13 protein-coding genes are annotated in these 15,136 nt (G+C 62.9%); 3 read left to right on the top strand and 10 right to left on the bottom strand.

Annotated elements, in window-relative coordinates; genetic code table 11:
* Nucleotides 1–63: 63 nt before the first annotated feature.
* The 3 genes from BM235_RS21700 to BM235_RS21690 form a co-directional block, all read right to left on the bottom strand.
* On the bottom strand, nt 64–1,974 hold the full coding sequence (locus BM235_RS21700; protein ID WP_090116324.1) for a stalk domain-containing protein: 1,911 nt from the start codon (nt 1,972–1,974) through the stop codon (nt 64–66).
* 20 nt (nt 1,975–1,994) lie between these two features.
* Nucleotides 1,995–3,116 (bottom strand): S1C family serine protease, encoded by a 1,122-nt coding sequence (locus tag BM235_RS21695; protein ID WP_255374509.1) that lies wholly within the window; start codon nt 3,114–3,116, stop codon nt 1,995–1,997.
* Nucleotides 3,117–3,290: 174 nt separating this feature from the next.
* The gene (locus BM235_RS21690) at nt 3,291–3,497 is read right to left on the bottom strand and encodes a hypothetical protein (protein ID WP_090116323.1); all 207 of its coding nucleotides are present in this window, start codon (nt 3,495–3,497) and stop codon (nt 3,291–3,293) included.
* A gap of 346 nt (nt 3,498–3,843) precedes the next feature.
* Here BM235_RS21690 and BM235_RS21685 point away from each other — a divergent pair, with 346 nt between their 5' ends.
* Complete coding sequence (locus BM235_RS21685; protein WP_090116322.1) at nt 3,844–4,365, top strand: DinB family protein; 522 nt, start codon at nt 3,844–3,846, stop codon at nt 4,363–4,365.
* 81 nt (nt 4,366–4,446) lie between these two features.
* Here BM235_RS21685 and BM235_RS21680 read toward each other — a convergent pair whose 3' ends face one another.
* From BM235_RS21680 to BM235_RS21655, 6 genes are all read right to left on the bottom strand, one after another.
* On the bottom strand, nt 4,447–4,692 hold the full coding sequence (locus BM235_RS21680; protein WP_090116321.1) for a hypothetical protein: 246 nt from the start codon (nt 4,690–4,692) through the stop codon (nt 4,447–4,449).
* A gap of 40 nt (nt 4,693–4,732) precedes the next feature.
* Nucleotides 4,733–6,325: a DUF2339 domain-containing protein gene (locus BM235_RS21675; protein WP_090116320.1), complete on the bottom strand. Its 1,593-nt coding sequence runs from the start codon at nt 6,323–6,325 to the stop codon at nt 4,733–4,735.
* The gene (locus tag BM235_RS21670; RefSeq protein ID WP_158543756.1) at nt 6,322–7,032 is read right to left on the bottom strand and encodes a YwaF family protein; all 711 of its coding nucleotides are present in this window, start codon (nt 7,030–7,032) and stop codon (nt 6,322–6,324) included. The genes BM235_RS21675 and BM235_RS21670 overlap by 4 nt, the downstream gene beginning before the upstream one ends.
* Before the next feature lie 97 nt (nt 7,033–7,129).
* Nucleotides 7,130–7,846 carry a response regulator transcription factor gene (locus tag BM235_RS21665; RefSeq protein WP_090116318.1) on the bottom strand — a complete coding sequence of 239 codons (717 nt, stop codon included), beginning with the start codon at nt 7,844–7,846 and terminating at the stop codon, nt 7,130–7,132.
* The gene (locus BM235_RS21660) at nt 7,833–9,260 is read right to left on the bottom strand and encodes a sensor histidine kinase (RefSeq protein ID WP_090116317.1); all 1,428 of its coding nucleotides are present in this window, start codon (nt 9,258–9,260) and stop codon (nt 7,833–7,835) included. Before BM235_RS21660 ends, BM235_RS21665 begins: the two co-directional genes overlap by 14 nt.
* A gap of 19 nt (nt 9,261–9,279) precedes the next feature.
* Complete coding sequence (locus BM235_RS21655; RefSeq protein ID WP_158543757.1) at nt 9,280–11,511, bottom strand: LuxR C-terminal-related transcriptional regulator; 2,232 nt, start codon at nt 11,509–11,511, stop codon at nt 9,280–9,282.
* A 121-nt stretch (nt 11,512–11,632) separates the two neighbouring features.
* Here BM235_RS21655 and BM235_RS32675 point away from each other — a divergent pair, with 121 nt between their 5' ends.
* Together BM235_RS32675 and ilvN are read left to right on the top strand one after the other, a co-directional pair.
* On the top strand, nt 11,633–13,588 hold the full coding sequence (locus BM235_RS32675) for a thiamine pyrophosphate-dependent enzyme (RefSeq protein ID WP_255374508.1): 1,956 nt from the start codon (nt 11,633–11,635) through the stop codon (nt 13,586–13,588).
* Nucleotides 13,585–14,061: an acetolactate synthase small subunit gene (gene ilvN, locus BM235_RS21640; RefSeq protein WP_090116315.1), complete on the top strand. Its 477-nt coding sequence runs from the start codon at nt 13,585–13,587 to the stop codon at nt 14,059–14,061. The genes BM235_RS32675 and ilvN overlap by 4 nt, the downstream gene beginning before the upstream one ends.
* A gap of 123 nt (nt 14,062–14,184) precedes the next feature.
* Here ilvN and BM235_RS21635 read toward each other — a convergent pair whose 3' ends face one another.
* Nucleotides 14,185–15,060 carry a helix-turn-helix domain-containing protein gene (locus BM235_RS21635; RefSeq protein WP_090116314.1) on the bottom strand — a complete coding sequence of 292 codons (876 nt, stop codon included), beginning with the start codon at nt 15,058–15,060 and terminating at the stop codon, nt 14,185–14,187.
* Nucleotides 15,061–15,136 lie beyond the last annotated feature (76 nt).

Here is a 15,136-nt window from a genome sequence, read left to right as displayed (position 1 = left end):
GGGACGCAAAAAGGCGGCCGGCTCCGCTTTTCGGAGTTGGCCGCCTGGTACGAAAGATATGAATCAACCGTTGAACTTGAACGACTTAAACGCTTCTTCGATTCGCTTCAGGTTGAAATCGGTCGCGCTCGCGTCGCTCACCGCGGCTTGGATGAGATAGATGCCGCCGTTTTTTTCTACCAAGTAAGCGGTAATTTTGCCTCCCGCAGTAGAAGTAACGATCGGCGAGAGCGTCATCTTGACTGCCGATTCGCCTGCGAACGTTTCGTTCGTGCGGCTATCGACCTTCCAGATCCCGGATGACGTATACGCCTTTTCCATCATTTCCGGATACCCCTGCATGGTCGAGCCTTTTTCCATGACGATAACGAAGTTAAAGCCCGCAGCATCGAACGTGGCAGTATCCCGTTCCATGTCCATCCCCGATGTGGTCCATTCTTCCGGAACGGTCACGCTGTATCCGTACTTTTTGCTGGTTTTCGTTACGGTTTTGTTTTGATCGATATCGTCGGCTGCATCCGGCACTTGACCGAAGGTCTTCTCGACGTTGGCGAAATCCACCTTCATGCTCTTTTGCAGGATGCCAAGAATGTCGCCTTGGTTCGATTCGCCATCTCTATCGTAGGTGTACCCCGTATCGTACTTGTAAGCGCCCTTGACCGCGAAAATCTCGTAGTAGTCCGTCCACGTCGTGCCGTCCTGCGTGAAGGAGAACTTCACGAGCTTCGCGGGAACGCCGTTCCATACGATGTCCGAAACGACGGTCGGTTCCTTATACTTGTCGGCCACGCGATTGTTGAACGCTTCGGTCTGACGCTTCACCCACGCATCCAGCGTATCTCCGGCCTTAAGCGACGTAATCTCGAATGTAATCGAAGCGTCGCCATTATAGTAACTGACTCCGTCCTCGTACCCTTCTTCCCACTCCGGAGGAAGCTGGATCGTGAGGCCATAATCTGCGTCCATGTAAGTGACGACTCCGTCTTTGACCTTGCTCAGATCCTTCAGCGCCGCGTTTTTGGCATCGAACTGAGGCGCGAAGCTATCGAGAAGCGGCTTGTTGGCCGTCAGCTCGGACGCGGCCTTCGCCGACTTGCCGAACATGAGGATATAGAATCGGTCGTTGGCTTGAATGGCTCTATATTCGTAATAAAATCCGTCGGAACTCTTGGTCACCATGGTCTGGAAGTTGCCCGACGGCAGCGTGATTTCCTTGACGTTCAACACCGTCTCGTCGTCAATGTAACCTTCGAGGTAGTCTCGTTGGTCCTTTGCGGTAAGCGGATCCTTCGCTTCTTCGACGGAGATGGACAAATAATAGTTTTTCTTCACGTCTTGGAACGCGATGAAATCGCCGGTGCCCGACTGATAGCTCTGCGCCAGGCCCGTCGGATAGTTCATCGACCACTTGAAGTAGCTGTCGCCGATCTTGGACTTGCCGGCATCGGTATCGATGCCAACTTGGCCGCCAGCCGTCGCGGCGCGCGCGCCTTTGATCACGATCTCCTTGGTCGACGCCGTGAACGCGACCTTGGCGCCGAGCAGCTCGGCTGCGCGCAGGGGCACCATCATGAAGCCTTTGACGACGACAGGCGCCGCAGGCAGCGTTTTTTGAACGCCGTTGACGTAGGCGGTCTTGCTGCCTGTCGCCATGACGACCTTCAGGCTGGCGCTGTGCGTCAGCGTCATCTTTTTATTGTCGGTCAGCTGCAGCTGCGCGCCGATTCCTTTGGTGAGCACGCTCAGCGGAATGAAGGTGACGCCTTTTTGCTGGAATGGCGGCTGCACGGTCGATGCGACGCCGTCTACCGTCATCTGCCCGCTGCCCAGCTTCAGCTTGATGACCACTTGCGTCGTGGTCGCGGCCGCGCTCGTAGCGGCGAAGGCTGCCGTTCCGAAGGAGATGGCAAGCGCCAGGACGAGCAGGAAAGACAAGAACATTTTAGGATGAAAGATGATTCTCGAATTAGACATTAGTTAATCTAGGCTCCTTTTTATTGAGACAAGCTCTTGGCTAAAACGACTTGGCGGGACACGAGGTCTCCGTCCGCCAAGACCGTGACGGCGATCTTTCCGCCCGGCAAATACGACTTCAGCAGCTCGCTCAGCTCCACGAGCGTAGCGATCTGCTTGCCCCCGACCGCATAGATCTGGTCGCCTACTTTAAATCCTGCAGCCTGCGCTTCCGCGGAGACGACCGCGGTGACGGTCATCGGTTCCTCGGTCGGCAGCCCGACGACGGCCGACCAGCTCTCCTCGAGCTCAAGCCCCAGCGAAGGACGCATGACTTTGCCGTATTTGGCGAACTGGTTCAGCACGTACTGCACCGTATCCGCCGGAATCGCGAAGCCCATGCTGTCGATATCGACGTCGACGAACTTCATGGAGTTGATGCCGACGACCTCGCCCTTCATGTTCACGAGCGGACCGCCGCTGTTGCCCGGATTGATGGCCGCGTCCGTCTGCAGCAGGTTGTAGTCGTCGGAGACGGACCGGTTCAGCCCGCTGATGACGCCGACCGTTGCCGTGTTGCGCAGCGAGAAAGACACCGGAGTGCCGATCGCGATCGCCGGCTCGCCGACCGTAACCTTAAGCGGAGACGCCGCGAACTTCGCAGGCTTAAGACCGCTGGCCTTGATCTGAACGAACGCCAAATCGCTGGTTACGTCGATCTGCTTGCGCGTGCCTTCATACTCCTTGCCGTCTGCAGTAACGACGACGATCCGCGTCATGTCCTGCACGACGTGAGCGTTGGTCACGATCAGCCCGTCCGACTTGATGATGACGCCCGTCCCGTGCGCTAGGGCAAACCGGCCGCCATTCGCGTCCGGCTTTCCGATGATGGCGACGACGCTCGGCGCGACCTGCTTGATGACCGATGGCACGACGGCAGGCGTATACTTGTACGTCTGGCTCGCCTTGTCGTACGTCCCGGTGCCGCCTAGCGCGGCGGTCAAGGACGTTGCTTTGACGTAAGCCTCGCCGTTGATGACCTTGACCGGCAGGCTGACCGCGCCCGACGTTGGCGCTGCAGCCGTCGCCGAACCGGCCATCAGCAGCCCGAACGAAAAAAACGCGGCACCGATCGCCGCTTTACCGTTTAACTTTTTAAACAACCCGCTCCCCAACTGCCTCTCGTTAGTAAATAAAGACCTTTTTACCATAGCAGAATCCAGCCGAGCGCGACATCGGAGATTATGTCGATTCGTGTCGAAAATATAAAAAAAGAGAACCGGGCTCGCATGCCGGCTCTCTTGTCTTAGTTATGGGTTGGATGGCAGCCGTGTTGGTTACCAGCCGCTGACCATCTTCACGTCCGCGATCAGGAAAATGATCAAGGAAACAGCCGTGAATCCGATGGCGAAAACGTTCTTGTTCGGGCGCTGCCTCACCAGGCGAACGAGCCCTGCTACGATCAGAACCGTGATGATAACCATGAAAATGTCGAATACCGCGAACGTACTTGCGGATTCAGCCGCATTTTCCGCGAGAAACATGGGTTGTCCTCCCTTATCTCATAACTTTCCCAGTATCCTCTATGTTAGCCATAAGGCACCCTTGTTGCAAGTCCGAATTTGCCGCCGTAACAACTTTGTCACAATAAGCGCGAAAGCGCTAACGTTCAAGCTGCGCCCCATACGTGCGATGCGCTCCGACCTAAACATCATTTATCGTCCTGAGCCGTGGCAAGCGCCGCGAACCGTCTTGGAAATATAAAATGTCCAGCTCCGCCAACATTTATAACCGGCGCGCCCGAAATTCGACTCGCATAGTACCGGGTTGACACGCTCGCCTGCCGGTACTACGCTCAAATCAACCCTAAATTGAGGAGGCCATGCGTCCATGCGCGAACGTCCGAATTCAAACGAATACACGCCCTACCAAGGCCAGTACGTCTCGCTTGTCCCCGAAGGCGATCTGATCGAGATTCTTGAGTCGCAAAAGACGCGAACGCTCGACCTTCTATCCGGACTTACGGAGGAAGAGGCGGACAGCCGGTATGCGCCCGGCAAGTGGTCGCTCAAGCAGGTTTTCGGCCATATCAGCGACAACGAGCGCATCCAGAGCTACCGGCTGCTCCGCATCGCCCGCGGCGATCAGACGAACCTGCCCGGCTACGAGCAGGACGAGCTCGTGCCGAACGGGCCGTTCGAGGACTGGACCCTATCGCAGCTCGCCGAGGATTACCGGACGGTCCGAGAGGCGACGCTCACGCTGCTGCGCGGGCTAAGGGCCGCGGATTGGACGCGGATCGGCAACGCGAACGGGCAGCCCGTCAGCGTGCGGGCGTTGGCCTGTATCAACAGCGGCCATGAACTGCATCATCTGCGGATCGTCGAGGAAAAATACCTCAAGGCGAAGTAATCCGCTCGTCGGTCCCACGCGAAAAAGCGGGCGCCTCTCCGCCGGAGAGAGCGCCCGCTTTTTATCATTCGACGGCCAGAGCTAGACATGACGGTCGACTTGATGCCCCATCGCCTCGCTGCTCCGCAGGACGACTTCCCGCACGCGAAGCTCCCGGCGGAGCATGCGGACCTCATCCGTCAACTGCTCGAGCTTGCGCGAAGTCTCGGAAGAATCGACCGCGCGGCGGACGGCCAGCATTAGAACGAGCCAGCCTGCTGCCGCGGCGAGCATCGCGACGACAATGACTAGCAGTGCGCTGATTTCGATAGCGGAGTCCTCCTTCATCTGCTTCATTACTCCCGCATTATAAAGCGAATCATCTGGATTATCTACCATTTACAACCTTATCTGCTTGCGGCGCCCATCTGCCGTTTACCCAAGTGACGAGGAACGAGATGCCGCCCAAGCCGAGCAGGACGAGCACCTTGAGCAAGGTCTCCTCCCCTTGCAGGTCGAGGATCATCGCCTTGAGCGCCACGATGACGAGGACCCCGGAGCCGAACCAGCGGAACAGCGGCTCGCGGCGGTACGCGCCCCAAAAGAACAGCAGCAAGGCGTATACGCCCCAGGCAAGCGACAAGGCGATCCGAAGCAGCGTCGTCTCTCCGTTTCCCCAGTCGTAGGCTTCGAACAGCCCCGTGATCTGCACGGTCAGCAGGCCGCCCACGACGAGATGAGCGCCAAGGGCAAGCGCATTCGACACAAGCGCGCGGTCCGAGCCGTCCATGCCGACCGCCTGGCGTTTCGTCGCATAGTAGAAGCCCATTGCGGCCAGCAGCATCCAGGACAGGGCGCCCCAGTTCAGGAAAGGAACGTAGACGCCGAACCAGTCGCCCCGGGGCGTGTCCCAGGTGGTCGAAAACCAGTAGACGCCGACGATGAACCAGATCGTCATGGAAAGGGTCTCCGGCAGCCAATGCTTCCGCTTCCGCATGCGGCCCGCCGCCGCAAGGACGATCGCGACGCCCGCCCACTGGAAGACGTTCAGCATCGGCTTCGTCTCAAGGCCGCTGCCGAGCTGATTGAGCGCGACCAGCACCAACAGGGCTCCGCTCAAGCCGTGGCTCAGCGCATAAACGAGCGTGCGGCCCGTCTGACGTATCACGAATGCCGCGGCGGCGAGGAACAGCAGACCGATAAAGGCCAACGTATAGCCGTCATCCAGCTCGCCTTTTAAGATGATCAGCGACCATACGCCGAACAAGATGCCGTTGGCGAGGCTCAGATACATGTTTAAGCCGTCGAAGCAGCGGCCCAGACGCATGCTGGCGATCAGGCATCCGAGATGATAGAACAGGAAGGCGGCCAGCGCGTAACGGATCGGCATGTTCTGCCAGCCGTCCAGCGACGGGTCGAACCAGAAGAAGTAGATCGCGTAGAGCGCCCAGGTGCCGGCAAACGCGATCGGCCGCAGTTCGCTCCATCCCTTCGCGATGCTGATCGCGAAAAAGGCTGCGTTCAACACGAGCAGGTATAGGAACAGCGCGAAGACTTGGTCGGTCTCGGGCAGCATCAGCATCGGCGATAGCAGGCCGCCGGCCAGCGCGATATGCATGAGCAGGCGGGAGCCGAACCGCCAGGCGTAAGCCACGGCCAGTGCGGTGACGGCGATCATGCCGAGCAGCACGGTCATGGGCGCCCACAGCGCATAGGCGATGCCGGCGAATGCAACGGTGGCGTACAGGACGCAAGCGCCGAGGCCGATCCCGATTTCGCCCGCCATCGCCCCTCTCGGCTTGGTCGCGATACGCGCGCCAGCCAGTGCAAAACCGATGCCGGCCAGCAGCCCGACGCCGATTTTCATCGGATCGGTGATCCAGCCGCGGTCGACCGTATAACGGAACAGCGTGATAAAAGCGGTCAATACGAGCGCTACGCCTAGCAGGGATGTCCAATGCTTGCGCAAATGGTCGGTCATGACGGCGAACCCTCCTTGGGTGATGGAATACGGCTTGAAAAAAAGCGATCGGCCAGCTTGACGAGACCAAGCAGGAGAATGCAGAGCGCAAGAGCTACGGCCTCGAGCTCCAGTAGGTACCAGGGCCACGGACCGAGCAGATCGAGCAGCGACGCCGAAGGCGGCTTGCGGGCGAGGAACATGAAGTTGGTCCCGGCCAGCATGTCTGCGACCGCGGCGGGCACCGCAAGCGCCTGGAGCCAGCCGAAGGCCCGCAGGGCGGATCGGAGCGTCGGGCGGTAGCCCTCCACGATCGTCATGTACAGATTGGAAACGACGATGAGGATATGGCCGAGGAAGAAATGCGCGAAGCCGAACGTCGGAAACGGAGCCGTCAGGTCGGGCGTCGCCAGCGCTTGGGCCGCGCCGAGAATGCCGAGGAAAAACGTCACCTCGTACAGCCGCCGGCTGCCGGTCAGCACCATAAGCGCGGTCAGCCAGATCATAAGGCTGCACAGCTCGAACGGCAGCGCATAAATGTCCCAATCCTGCGTGATCGCGCGGTCGGCCAGCATCGCCAGCTCGACGGCGGCCGACGCCGCGGCCAGGGCGATACGGACCTGTCTCAAGCCTCGCAGCCTTCCCCGCTGCACGCACACGGCTGCTACGATCAGCGCCAGCAGTCCGAGCGCCGCCCAATGCGGTGTCCCGTACGGTTCAAACGTCATGCTCGCTCCCCCTCTCTTCATCCTCATTTTAGAAAATCAGGGCAAAAAAAATAGTACCAACTTTACGTGGTACCATCTTGTCGCTTCCGCGAACCGTTTATTCCCGGGGGCCCGGAGGGTGCCCCGCTTCTTCCTTCGGCTTGAACAGCCCCATGTCCCTGGCCTGCCTGGCCGCCTCTTTGGAGCCGGGGACGCCGAGCTTGCGGAGAATGTGATTGATATGGTTTTTGACCGTGCGGACGGAGATGAACTGCCTGTCGGCGATCTGCGACTGCGAATAGCCGCGGTCGACCATCTCGAGCAGCTGCAGCTCCGCAGGGGTGATCAGGTCCTGCAGCTTCTTGACCTCGAACTCCCGCTCCAGCGCTTTGAGGCGTTTGAACTCCTCCCGCATTCGCGCCGCGGCCGCCGGACTGATCGGCGCCTCGCGCCGGGCGGCGGCCCGGATCGCCGCGGGCAGGCCCTCGAAGTCCGTCTTCAGTTGATAGTCGATGGCGCCCGCCTGGAAGGACCGCAGGATAAGGTCCTTCTCCTCCATCGACGTCAGCATAATGACCCGCGCGCCGGCGGCGACGGCGACCTCCTCCGCCAGCGCGATGCCCTCGGGCATGCCGTGCAGCATGATGTCCATGAGGACGACGTCGGGCGGCTGCGAATCCTCCGCCTCTTCCGTCCGCGCGAGCGCGCCGCGAACCTGGTCGGGGTCGCCGCTCGCCAGCTTCACCTGCAGATCCGGCTCCTCGTTCAGGTACGAGACGAGCCCTCTGCGCCAATCTTCGTCGTCTTCCACGATCCATATCTTAATGGCTTGCATCCAGCCCCGCCTCCTTTGGGTTCGGCGCCCGCGACGGCGTCGAATGATCCGGGTGCGCCCGCACGCTCCGAATCGGCAATGTCAAATAGACGCTCGTACCTTGCCCGCTCTTGCTCCGGATCGCGAGCGATCCCCCGTGCTTGCGCATGACCTGGTAGGCGTAAGGCAAACCCAAACCGAAATTCGTCCCGCCGCCCTTCGTCGTATAGAAGGGCTCCAACGCATGCGCGCGCTGGCTTCGGGTCATGCCGGGACCGGTGTCCGCGACCTCGATGACGAGCTCGCGCCGTCCTTCGGACAGCTTCACCGTCAGCGCCCCGCCGCGTCCCTTGATCGCCTCGGCGGCATTGGCGACGATGTTGTTCAGCGCCTCGCCCAGCTGCGCCGCATCCACCTCCGCCAACCACTCCCGCGTCGGCAGCAGGAGCTGCTTCCGAATCCCGTCGAACTGCGGCTCAAGCCCGGCAAGCGTATCGCGGAGAAGCTCGCCCAAGCGGACGCTCGTCCGCCGCAGCTCCAGATCGCCGGTCCGCCGGTGGACGCGGGCGATCATCTCCTGCATATGCAGCGAGGCGGACAGCATCGTCTCGATATCGCGCAGCAGCTCGGGCTGGCCCGTCTTTTCCGCATATCGCTTCGTCTTCTCCCCGAACAGACGCAGCTTGCCCGCGTCGTTTTTCATGGCGTGGTTCAGAATGGCCGTGCCCGCGTTGACGGCTCTCCACGTCGTGTCCAATCTGCGGCGGTCGACCAGCAGCCGGATACCCATGAACCCGTAGCTGAACAGTCCGATCAGGAACACCGCGACCGCCAGCGACGCTACCCATGTGTTGTATACCCACATGCGCAGCATGCCGAGGCTAGGAAGCACATAACTCATCGCAAGAAGAAACAGCATGGGCGGCACGACGGCAAGGCAAACGATCCAGTAGGTCGGGGAGAGCGGCGAGCGACGGGGTCTCAGCAGTAAAATATGCGCCGCGCCGTAAAGCATGTAAGGCGCCGCCCACCAGACGACGATGTCGAAGGAGATCGGATAGCGCTCGGTATACCACGGCGTCAGCAGCAGGCAGAGCACGATCGGCGCCATGAGGGCGACGGGCAGCGCGCGACGAAGCGCGGGATGCATCCGCACGGGACGGAACGCCAGCGCGAACAACAAAAAGGCGTAGGGCACGCCGTAGTAGGAGGCGACGGAGGCTGCGGCCTGCAGATGATAGAGCGGCTGCTCCCAACGGTCGCGAACCGCGCCGTCCGCCAGCGCCGGTATGATATTCAGGTCGAGGACGGCCGCAAGCGCGCCCGTCCCGGCGAAGAAGGACACCGCGGCGAGCCGCCGGGATGCGGAAGAGCCCGAGCCCGCGGCCAGGAGAAACAGCGCCACCGCCCACAAAACCGGCCATACGAACAGCATCCTTGCGTCCTCCTTCTCCTTAATGGCCGAGCCGTTCGGCGCCTTCCTCGAGCAGCCTTGCGGCCAGCTGCGTCCGGTTCCGCAGCCCGTACTTGGACAGCATGGCGTTCACATGCTTCTTGACGGCGGCCTCGCTAATGTACAAGGACGCGCCGATCTGCGCGTTCGTCTCGCCCATTACTAGGCGTCGGCCGACTTCGCGCTCGCGCGGCGTCAGGGGCTCGGGTCGCACGTCGCCCAATCGGCTCTCGGGCGATAGGCCGGGCGTCCATTCCGCGCGCGACGGCGATTCGACTTCGGTCTCGGCGTCGTCCGTCCAAGCGCCCGTTCGGCGCAGAAACGCCTGCATGGCGTCCCCGCGCGTATCCAGCTCGAAAGTCGCTGCCGTCTCGCCAAGCTCATAGTCCGCATGCGCGGCTTCCGGCACCTCGACAAAACCCAGGCTGCGCTTGCTCAGCCGGTAATACGCATGCGGTGGCGGAGACTCGACCAGCAGCGCCCCTGCCGCGGCCAGCTCGAGCAGCGGCTGCAGCATAGCGCTCCTCAGATCCTCGCGCTCCAGGTTTTCGGCGTCCATCGCATAGACGTACCATCCCTCTCGCCGGGCTGGATCGGCCGCGAGCGCGCGCTTCTTCACTTCCGGCCAAGCGGCAAAGTAAGCGCGCGAAATCGGCAGGGCCGACAGCTCGCCGATCGTGCGTACGTCGATCGGCACGATCGCCGCGATGCCGGCCACATGGCCGTCGCGGTCGCGCAGCAGCCGGACCGCGCCAGGCGCCAGCGCCAGCAGCCGCTCCGGCTCCAGGTGCGCGAGCCGCCCCTGGGTGACCGCCTGCGGCAGCGCGAAGCGGAACATGGCGCCCGAGTCCGGGTCGCCGCAGACGACCTTCCAGTCGCGCGTCTCCTGGCGACGCCGCGCGATATAACGCAACGCTTCGCCAAGGGTGCCGGCATGCATCGGCTCCCATTGGCTGCCGGCGTCCGCCGCATGCCGGTAGTGCGCGCGCAGCACCGGGTTGCCGGCATGCCGCAGCAGCTCGCCCCATGCCGGTCCGAGCCCCCGGCCGCTCCGCAGCTCCGCTTCGATCTGCCTGCGATAATAAGCCGCGGCGCGCGCCTCTAGCCTGGCGTACGTCTGCGGCATCGTCTCCCGCAGCCGGCAGCGCAGATGCTCCCAGACGAACTCCTGGAGCTGCCATCCGCCCCCGCTGCGGCTCACGAACGAGAGCCGGCACAGCTCGGCGAACGCAGTCGGCGAGAGCGTCCCGCCCGTCAGCTCGCTCAGCGTCTCTAGATTAAAAGTACGCACCGCCGAAGCCGCGTAGAGCGCCTGCAGCAGCGCTTCGTCCGCCGCCTCCGCCAGCCAAGCCTCCCAGAGGCTCTCTAACGCGGACGTCCCCGGCATCCGGTCGCCGTCCGACGGCAAAGGCGGTTCGCTCCAGGCCATGGCGCGCCGCCGATCCGCGACGCTCGTCGCGGCCGGGCCTTCCGGCGCAAGCAAGGACAGCGCCAGCGGATGCCCCATCGTCCTCAGCCAGACGCCGTCGATCGCCGCCTCGTCCGCTACGCCCCACCGAGCGAGATACGTCCGGATGTCGTCGTAGGACAGCTCGCGCAGCGGCAAGCGGACGATCAGCCGCCGCCAGGCGGGAAGCGCCGTCCAGGCGCCCTCGAGCGGACGCCGGCCGGCCATCACGATGAGGCAGCGGCCGGGCAAACGCGGGAAAAACGACTCCCGCAGCCAGTGGTCCAGGCTTCCGAGCGATTCGCAGCCGTCGAGCAGCAGCACGCATCCGCCCGCCCGATCCCGCTCCCGGATGACGGCGAGGCACCGCTCTTCGAGCGTCCCCGTCGCTTCATCGTCTCGGGCGGTGGCCGGCGCCATACCGATCGCGGCTGACGCTGCCTCAGCCGAGGACGGACGCGATACGGGCACAGCAGCAGAAGCTTCGGACGCCGAAGCATCGTCGCCGAGCGCCGCCAGCAGGCGGCGGACGAACTCGTCGCGACCCTGCAGCGCGTCGGGGACCTGCACTTCGGCCGCCGCGTAGCCTGCCTGGCTCGCGATGCCCGCGTACTGACGCAGCAGGTAGGTCTTGCCCATGCCGGCCGGGCCGTAGACGTTCAGCAGGCGCTCCGCGCTCCTGCCCTCGCCGCCGATCCAGTCCGCGAAGAACCCGAGCTCGAAGGCGCGGCCGACGAAGTAGTCGTCCATAAGCCTCGCGAGCCGCTCGCCGATCGTTCCCGACATGTGCAAGCCTCCATCCTTTTTTACCGAAAAGTATACTATCAATGTATCCGAAAGGATAGCGTCTCCGCCGCCTCGCCCGTGGTACGCTCGGCACAGCATAGCCGGAGGAGGCGTTCGAACGATGGAAAAGACAGAACGGATCGTAACTTCAGAAAGGATCGAAACGGCAGAAACGGGCGAGGAGCTGCGGCAGCGGCTACGCCGTAGGGAGCGGATCAGCGGCTCGGAGATTCTGCTTCGCATGCTGCTGCTCGAGGGCGTCGAATGCGTATTCGGTTATCCGGGCGGCGCGGTGCTCTACATTTACGACGCCATGCACGGCAACCCCGCGTTCCGGCATCTGCTGACGCGCCACGAGCAAGGCGCCGTGCACGCCGCGGACGGTTATGCCCGGTCGACGGGCAAGACGGGCGTATGCCTCGCCACGTCCGGACCCGGCGCGACGAACCTCGTCACCGGCATCGCGACGGCGCATATGGACTCGGTGCCGCTCGTCGTGATTACCGGCAACGTCGCCACGTCGCTGATCGGCACCGACGCCTTCCAGGAGGCCGATATCATCGGCATTACGCAGCCGATCTCGAAGCACGGATTTTTCGTCACGAAGGCGGAGGACCTGGCCCGCACGATCCGCGAAGCGTTCGCGATCGCGGCTGCTGGCAGGCCCGGCCCGGTCATCGTCGACATCCCGAAGGACGTGTCCGCCGAGATCGTCGAATTCGTCTATCCCGAGCGGCTCGACCTGCCTCCATCCTTGCTGTCCCCCGTCCTTCCGGACGAGGCGGACGTCGAAGCCCTGGCCGAGGCGATCCGCAAAGCCGAGCGCCCGCTGCTGCTGGCCGGGGGCGGCGTCCTTCAGAGCGGCGCAGCGGACCATCTCGCGGTGCTTGCGCGCGGCGCGGGCATTCCCGTGACGACGACGCTGATGGGCATGGGCGCGCTGCCCGCCCAAGATCCGCTATGGCTCGGCATGCCGGGCATGCACGGCACGTATGCCGCGAATCAGGCTATTCTGCAGTGCGACCTGCTCATCGCGGTCGGCGCGCGCTTCGACGATCGCGTGACGATGCGGCTCGACGGCTTCGCGCAGCGGGCGGCGATCGCGCATATCGAGATCGACGCCGCGGAGATCGGGAAGCTGGTGCAGGTGGATTATCCGGTCAGCGGCGACGCGCGTCTCGCGCTCTCCGCGCTCAACCGGGCGCTGGGACTTGTCGCTCCCGGCGGCGACGAGGCTGTCCTCGCCTCGGTTAACGCGGAGGTTGACCGGTCCCCCGGTACCGCAGTGCCGGTCCGCGTCTCCGACGCAACCGAGGCGGTACGCGTCTCCGTCGGCGACGAGACGGGCCGCCGCTCCGGCGCCGCTTCTCTTTCCGCTTCCGGCTGGCTTGCCCTCGTATTCGTTTGGAAAAAGGATTTCCCGCTCCGCTACCGCGATTCCGACGACGTCCTCAAGCCGCAGTACGTCATCGAGATGATCGCCCGCACGACCGGCGGAGACGCCATCGTCACGACCGACGTCGGCCAGCACCAGATGTGGACGGCCCAATACGGCCGCTTCGACCGGCCGCGCACGCTCGTCACCTCGGGCGGGCTCGGCACGATGGGCTTCGGCTTCCCGGCGGCGATCGGCGCCCAGATCGGCAATCCGGACCGTCTCGTCGTCTCCGTCAACGGAGACGGCGGCATGCAGATGTGCGCCCAGGAGCTGGCCGTCTGCGCCATTCGGCAAATTCCCGTGAAGATCGTCGTCATCAACAACCGGACGCTCGGCATGATCAAGCAGTGGCAGGAGCTCGTTTACGAGGGTAGATACAGCCACATCGATCTCGGCGGCAGTCCGGACTTCGTGCTCCTCGCCGAAGCGTACGGGGTGAAGGGGCTGCGGGCTACGAACAAGCGGGAGGCGGAAGCCGTCTGGGCCGAAGCGCTGGCGACGGACGGTCCGGTCCTGATCGACTTCGTCGTCGACAAGGACGAGCTCGTCTATCCGATGGTGCCCCAAGGCCAACGCCTGCAGGACATGCTGCTGGGAGACCCCGACCTGTACGGGGCAATGAAGGAGGAAAACTTATGACGGACCGGCATTATTTGAGCGTGCTCGTGCGGGACCGCCCCGGCGTGCTGCAGCGGGTCAGCGGCCTATTTTCGCGCCGCGGCTACAACATCGACAGCGTCACCGTCGGCACGTCGGAGCTCGAGGCGCATTCCCGGCTCGTCGTCGCGGTCCGCGGCAGCGAGCGGGAGCTCGGACAGATCGCCAGCCAGCTCCGCAAGCTGATCGACGTCGTCTCCGTCTCGCCGCTCGGCGACACGCCCGCCGTGGCGCGCGAGCTGATGCTGGTCCGCCTTTCGGTGCCGCCAGCGTCGAGGGCGTCCGTCCGGGGCCTGATCGAGACGTTCCGCTGCGCGGTCGTCGACGTCGGGCCCGAGACGATGATGATCCAGGCCGTCGGCGACCGGGAGAAAAACGACGCCCTGCTGACCTTGCTCCAGGCCTACGGCATTCTGGAGATCGCCCGGACGGGCGAGACCGCAATGACGCGCTAGAACGAAGCCGGCACCCGATATTTCCTCTGCATTCATACGCTGAATCAACGCCGCCTCCCCGCCGCTCTCCCTGCAATTCGCACGCGGGACAAAGCCGTCTCCCGGCTCTTCCTCCATCCTCGCTCAATACGAATGCATATGCTCCCGGCGATACTCCCCGGGAGTCTTTCCTTTGTTCTCCCGAAACGTGCGCGCGAACACCTTGTACGACCTGAACCCGACTTCCATCGCGATGTCGAGGATGCTCATGTCCGTCGCGACGAGCAGGCTGCAGGCATGCCGGATCCGAATGTGATGCAGCAAGTGCAGGAAGTTGATGCCGGCGTGCTTTTTGATCTCCACGCTGAGCCGCGTCGGATGAAGGTCGAAGCGCTCGGACAGCTCCGACAGCGACAGATCCTCCCGGTAGTTGTAGTGAATGTACTCGAGGATCGGCCAGACGAAGCCGCCCCGCCCCTCCTGATCGGCCAAGCTCGCGTTGTTTGTCAACGCCAGCCGCTTGCGCTGGAAGCGGATGAGCAGCTCGTGCAGGCGGAGCGGCAGCATCTCCTTGCGGTACGGCAGATCGCCCGCGTATTCGCGCAGCAGCTCGGCGAACAGCTGCTCCTGCGGCGCCAGCTCGTCGGGGCCGAACTGGATGTACGGCTGCTGGTTCTCCATGAGCAGCGACCGCAGATGCGACGATTCGACCTTCGACGAGGCGATCAGCAGCTCCATGGCGAACATGCAGTTGAACAGCCGCAGCGGCTGCTGGGAGGTCGTGACGATCTCGTGGATCTGGAAGGGGAGCAGCAGCGTGAACGTGCCGCGGCTCATCGGGTGATTGACGCCGTTAATCTTCTCGTAGCCCTCTCCTTCGATCACGAGCGAGCACTCCAAAAAGTCGTGGCGATGCGCGGGATAGAAGCGGCGAATCTCATTGATGGAGACGTAGAACGGGAAGTCGCGTTCGATCATCTCATAGTCGCTCAAGTTTTTATTGACAGGAAAAACGGTCATAAAAACCCTCCCAAATGATAAAAAAACGGGATATTTTCATAAAAATCCGGGCCATTCGCAGCTAGAATATACCATA

This window comes from Cohnella sp. OV330, from assembly GCF_900112065.1.
Lineage (GTDB): Bacteria > Bacillota > Bacilli > Paenibacillales > Paenibacillaceae > Cohnella.
This window is presented reverse-complemented; position numbering and strand designations above follow the sequence as displayed.